At 64.0% G+C, this 4,236-nt stretch carries 2 protein-coding genes and 1 pseudogene; all 3 read right to left on the bottom strand.

Annotated features, from left to right (window positions below; translation table 11 throughout):
* Positions 1–230, bottom strand: a 230-nt coding sequence (locus tag EOA32_RS33940; protein ID WP_189407606.1) for a hypothetical protein, incomplete at its 3' end; no start/stop codon positions are given.
* A 1,205-nt stretch (positions 231–1,435) separates the two neighbouring features.
* Positions 1,436–3,484, bottom strand: coding sequence for a type I secretion protein (locus EOA32_RS33945; RefSeq protein ID WP_128374047.1), 2,049 nt, complete (start codon positions 3,482–3,484; stop codon positions 1,436–1,438).
* Positions 3,485–3,616: 132 nt separating this feature from the next.
* A pseudogene (locus EOA32_RS33950) lies at positions 3,617–4,236 on the bottom strand (hypothetical protein); the annotation flags it as partial.

A 4,236-nucleotide genomic window follows, 5' to 3' on the forward strand; every position in this document is an offset into this window, starting at 1 on the left:
ATGACGATCAGCAGGTTTTTCCTGACCGCGCTCAATCCGGCCCTGAGCGAAGCGCCGAAATCGCCCGGGCCGAGGCGCTTGTGGAAAGCGCCGCCACTCCCGCCGCCGCCACCGCCGCGCCGGCCCTTGTCGTCCACACCTCCTGGGGGAGATCCGCCTTGCTGCGTCTTGATGGGACCAGTGTCGCCGTCGATGGTGATCATGCCGGGCGACTTTGCCGCGTCTTTCATCTCGGTTACCGACGGCTTGGCTGGTTCGTCGGGCGCGACCTTGGCCTGCGGTTCGGCCGGCCGTTGGGCCGCTGGCTGTGGCCTCGGCGGCGCTGCATTGGCCTGGATATTCTGCCTTTCGGCCGCTGGCATTGGCTTGAGCGTGGGTTCGGCCGGCCGTTGGGCCGCTGGCTGTGGCCTCGGCGGCGCTGCATTGGCCTGGATATTCTGCCTTTCGGCCGCTGGCATCGGCTTGGGCGTGGGTTCGGCTGGCCGTTGGGGCACAGGCTGTGGCCTCGGCGACGCCGCGTCCGCCGGGACATTCAGTTTGTCGATCGTCGGCGCTGTCGTCGCGGGAGGCTCGGTGGCCACCGGCTCACCTTTTGCAACGGCGGCTGAAGGCGGAGCAACAGGTTTCTTGGCCGTCAAAGCTGGCCCCTGCCACTCGGCCGGTCGCGTCTGGAATGTTGGCGTTGGCGGCAGCGGCTCAGGTGCGACAGCCGAACGCGCCCGTGTGGTGCCGAGGATGGAACTTTGGCTTGGCTGCGGAGCTGGCTCCGGCTTGCACAGTTGGCGCTGCGCCATGAAGTTCGGTATGTCAACGGTGGCTACGGGTTTGGGCGCTGCGGAAGAAGCCGGAGGATGCCCCGCATTGGCGCGCATCTCGTTGGTGAGGTTCGGTGGCCCGCCTGTCGTTTGCAGAACTGGATTTGCTCTTTCCTCGGGTCGCCCCTCCTGCAAGGCGGGTGCGATTTTGATGGGGCCGGCCGCGGCCGCCTTCGCTTCGCTGACCTGTGGATTCGTCGTTGTGGGAGGCGTGACGATTTGCCTGACCACGCCGCCCCCGTCCGCCTGCCCAGCCGGGCTGGTCGATGCAGGGGTTCTCGCTGGCTGGTGCGCAGGCAGGGGCGCTGTGGCCTGCTCTGGTTTCGGCTGACTGGTTACTGCGCTCCGGCCGTCGACCTGCGGCAAAGGTCGGTCCTGACCGGCCTTTACCTCGCGATGGGGGACTGCATCGTAAAACTGGCCGACGGCATTGTCGATTGTCTTGATGGTCCGGTCGATCGCCTGCTCGTGCTGCCGCAGGGCGTTCGAAAGCGTCTTGCGAGGCACCGCGGAACTCGACGATCCCTGGTCGTCCTCCTGCATCGCCGCCTCTAGGTCTTCGGCAAACGTGTCCCAAGGCAGGTCGCGATCATCGGTCATTGTATCCCCCGGTTCCCGGATCAGCCCAATATTGTTTGCACGCCGTCCGCCTGAACATGATCCGGCGTCGGGACTATCAAATGGTCCATCTGCGTGTCGTCGGCGCCCGCATCGTCGGCCAGGAACGCGATCGCTTCGTTGACCAGCGCGTCCGGATTCTGTCCGCCGAGTTCAGGATCGCTCGAGATGATGTCGGCCTGGATCAGGATCTCCTGCGAATAGTGCTCGCCGCCGACATAGGTCTTTTCGGTTCCGTCGACGTCGATGATCCCCGCGAAGTTCGCCACCTGATTACCGCCGGTGGTGACAGTCCATTCCGCCTCGGGATGGGCGACGAACTGGTTCATCGCCAAGGCAACCTGATCGCTGTCGCCCAGCACGTTCGTCTGCGACACATACTGCACGTTGAGCAGGTCGCCGGAGATGTAGAGAACCCGCAAGGCGCCGATACCGGCGAAGGCTGGGTCGTTCAGTATGTCGCCAGGGCCGGCGTCCTTGCCGGCCGCGAAGTCCTGGGCCGCTTGAAGATAGGACGTCGGCAAGGCCTCATAGTGGTTCTGGCCGCCGACATTGATGATCGTCGCATCGTTCCAGAGCAGGTTGCCGGCGGTCGAGTAGGAGCCTTCTCCGGAAGTCTGGAAACCATCGACCGCGCCGATGAGATCGTTGTCGATCAGGAAATTCATCTGCTGGATGATGTTGGCGTCGTAGATGTTTCCGCCGATGATGATCAGGTCGTAGTAGTGACCGAGCTCGTTCAGCGACACGTCGTTGATCGCCGTGTTGTCGCCGGTGCTCACGCTGGTCCTCACACCCGACGAGGACATAACCGTGGTGTCGTTGTCGGCCATGAAGCAGTACTGCTGGATCCAGTTCGTGATGATGAGGTCGCCGGTGACCTGCGTCACCACCCAGGCGGCGGGGAAACCGTCCGCTGCGGTTGGCGCCACGCTGCCGGCCGACGGGTCGATGTGCTTGAACGCGGCGATGTTGAAGGCCTCGTCGGGGGCGTTGCCCAGCTTCCACCCATTCAGGGAGGAGCTTACGATATCCGTGTCGCAGCGTGCGTTGATCTGGATGATGGCATTGATTTCATAGCTGTTGCCGACAGTGGCGACGACCGATGTCGTCGTCCAGTTGTTGGTCAGCACGGCCGAATTGATCAGCGTGTTGGTGCCGGTGTCCAATTCAACGCATGGGCTGAGCAGGCCATTGCCCCAGCCCGACATGAAGTCGGAGGAATCCGGCGGCGTGTTGTAGTCGTCCTTGTCGGGTCCAGCGCTGGCAACCTCGTCATCCTGGTGCTGTTCCTTGAGGAGATTGATGTGGTCCTCCGCCTTCGGCGCGTCGGCATCGTCGACCAGCTGGCCGTTGACATAGGTTCCCAAGATCGGGCCTGAAGTCGCGTCTGGGTGCAGGACGAAGACGTTCGCTTCGCCGCTCGGGTCCTCGATGTAGGCCGCGATGCGTTCGCCCATGGTCACCACCGCGGCCGCCATGTCGTCGGGAGTGCCCAGCAACGTCACATCGTCGATCGGCGACACGTCCGCCGCCGCGTTCATCAGCGAGGCCAGATGGCTGCTGTCGTCGACCGCCGCGGGCGTGAAGATCAGCCCATGTCCGCCGGCGCCGACATAGTCGTTGTCGGACAGGCGGATTTCCTGGTTGATGTAGGCTGCGATCGCGCCTGGAGGTTCGATGTTTGGCAGGACCATGCCGCCACCGAAAGCCGGCAGATGCGGCAGATGGAAGTGATGATGGCCGGGGCTCAGATGGCCGTGCTGAACGATTTCGGGCGGCGTGTACCAGAAGCTCGAACTGACCGTGTTCAGCACCAGGTCCGGCTTGACCCCCATATACGGAACGTGTGGATCGAAGTCGTCGAGGGTATAAGGCGCCTTGACGTTGACATTCGTGTTTGGAAGGTCGGGAGTTTCTTCCTTGGTGGCCGCAGCAATTTTGAACTCGTCGTAGGTCTTTAGCTGCCGTGCCTCCTCGACCGAGATCTCGAACATGCCGATGAAATGCGAGATGACCTCGGTCATCTTGTCCAGCTGCATCGTGTACACGGTAGCCTCCGTATCTTGAGATCATTCGCGCTCGGTCGGGGCGGCATGTCTCCCGGATGGAAGGACTGCGCGGAAACTCCGCGCAGTCCCAAGCTGTCTGATTTCGTGACGAAATCAGTCGTGTGACATCGATCAGGTACCGGTATGGTCGCCGGCGTCCTCGCCAGTCAGCGTGTTGTGGTAGTCGCCGCCAACCACGGTCTGGTCGACCAGGTTTTCCTGAAGGTTGGCGCCCATCACTATCTGCTGATTGAAGGCGCTGACGTCGATCAGGCCGTCGGCCGAAGAGTGGCTCGTGCCGGTCACGTAGCCGTCATCGCCATTCTGCGAGCCCCACATCCCAGCGTCGCCGCCGGTGCCGCCGTCACCGTTGAAGGCTTGGCCGCCAGCGCCGCCGGCACCACCGTAGCCGGAAGCGGTGTATCCACCCGTGGCGTCGCCGCCGGTACCGTCAGCCCAGGCGCCGCTCAGCGCATGGCCACCGTCACCACCAAAGGCCGCTGCGAAGCCGCCGAGGCTGTCGCCGCCGTAAGCGTCGCCACTGGTGGCCGCGCCGCCGGTTCCGTCACCGCTGGATCCGTCACCGCCCGTGCCAGCACCGCCCGTGCCGCCGGCACCGCCGGTGCCGGAGCCCGAGCCCGAGCCCGTACCAGCGCCCCAGCCTGCGCCGAGGGCGTCACCGCCGTACGATTCGGAGTCGCCGCCGTTCGAATTGGCGTTGCCGCCATCCGAATTGGCATTGCCGCCATCAG

The organism is Mesorhizobium sp. M1A.F.Ca.ET.072.01.1.1 (assembly GCF_004023325.1).
In the GTDB taxonomy this organism is placed as follows: Bacteria; Pseudomonadota; Alphaproteobacteria; order Rhizobiales; family Rhizobiaceae; genus Mesorhizobium.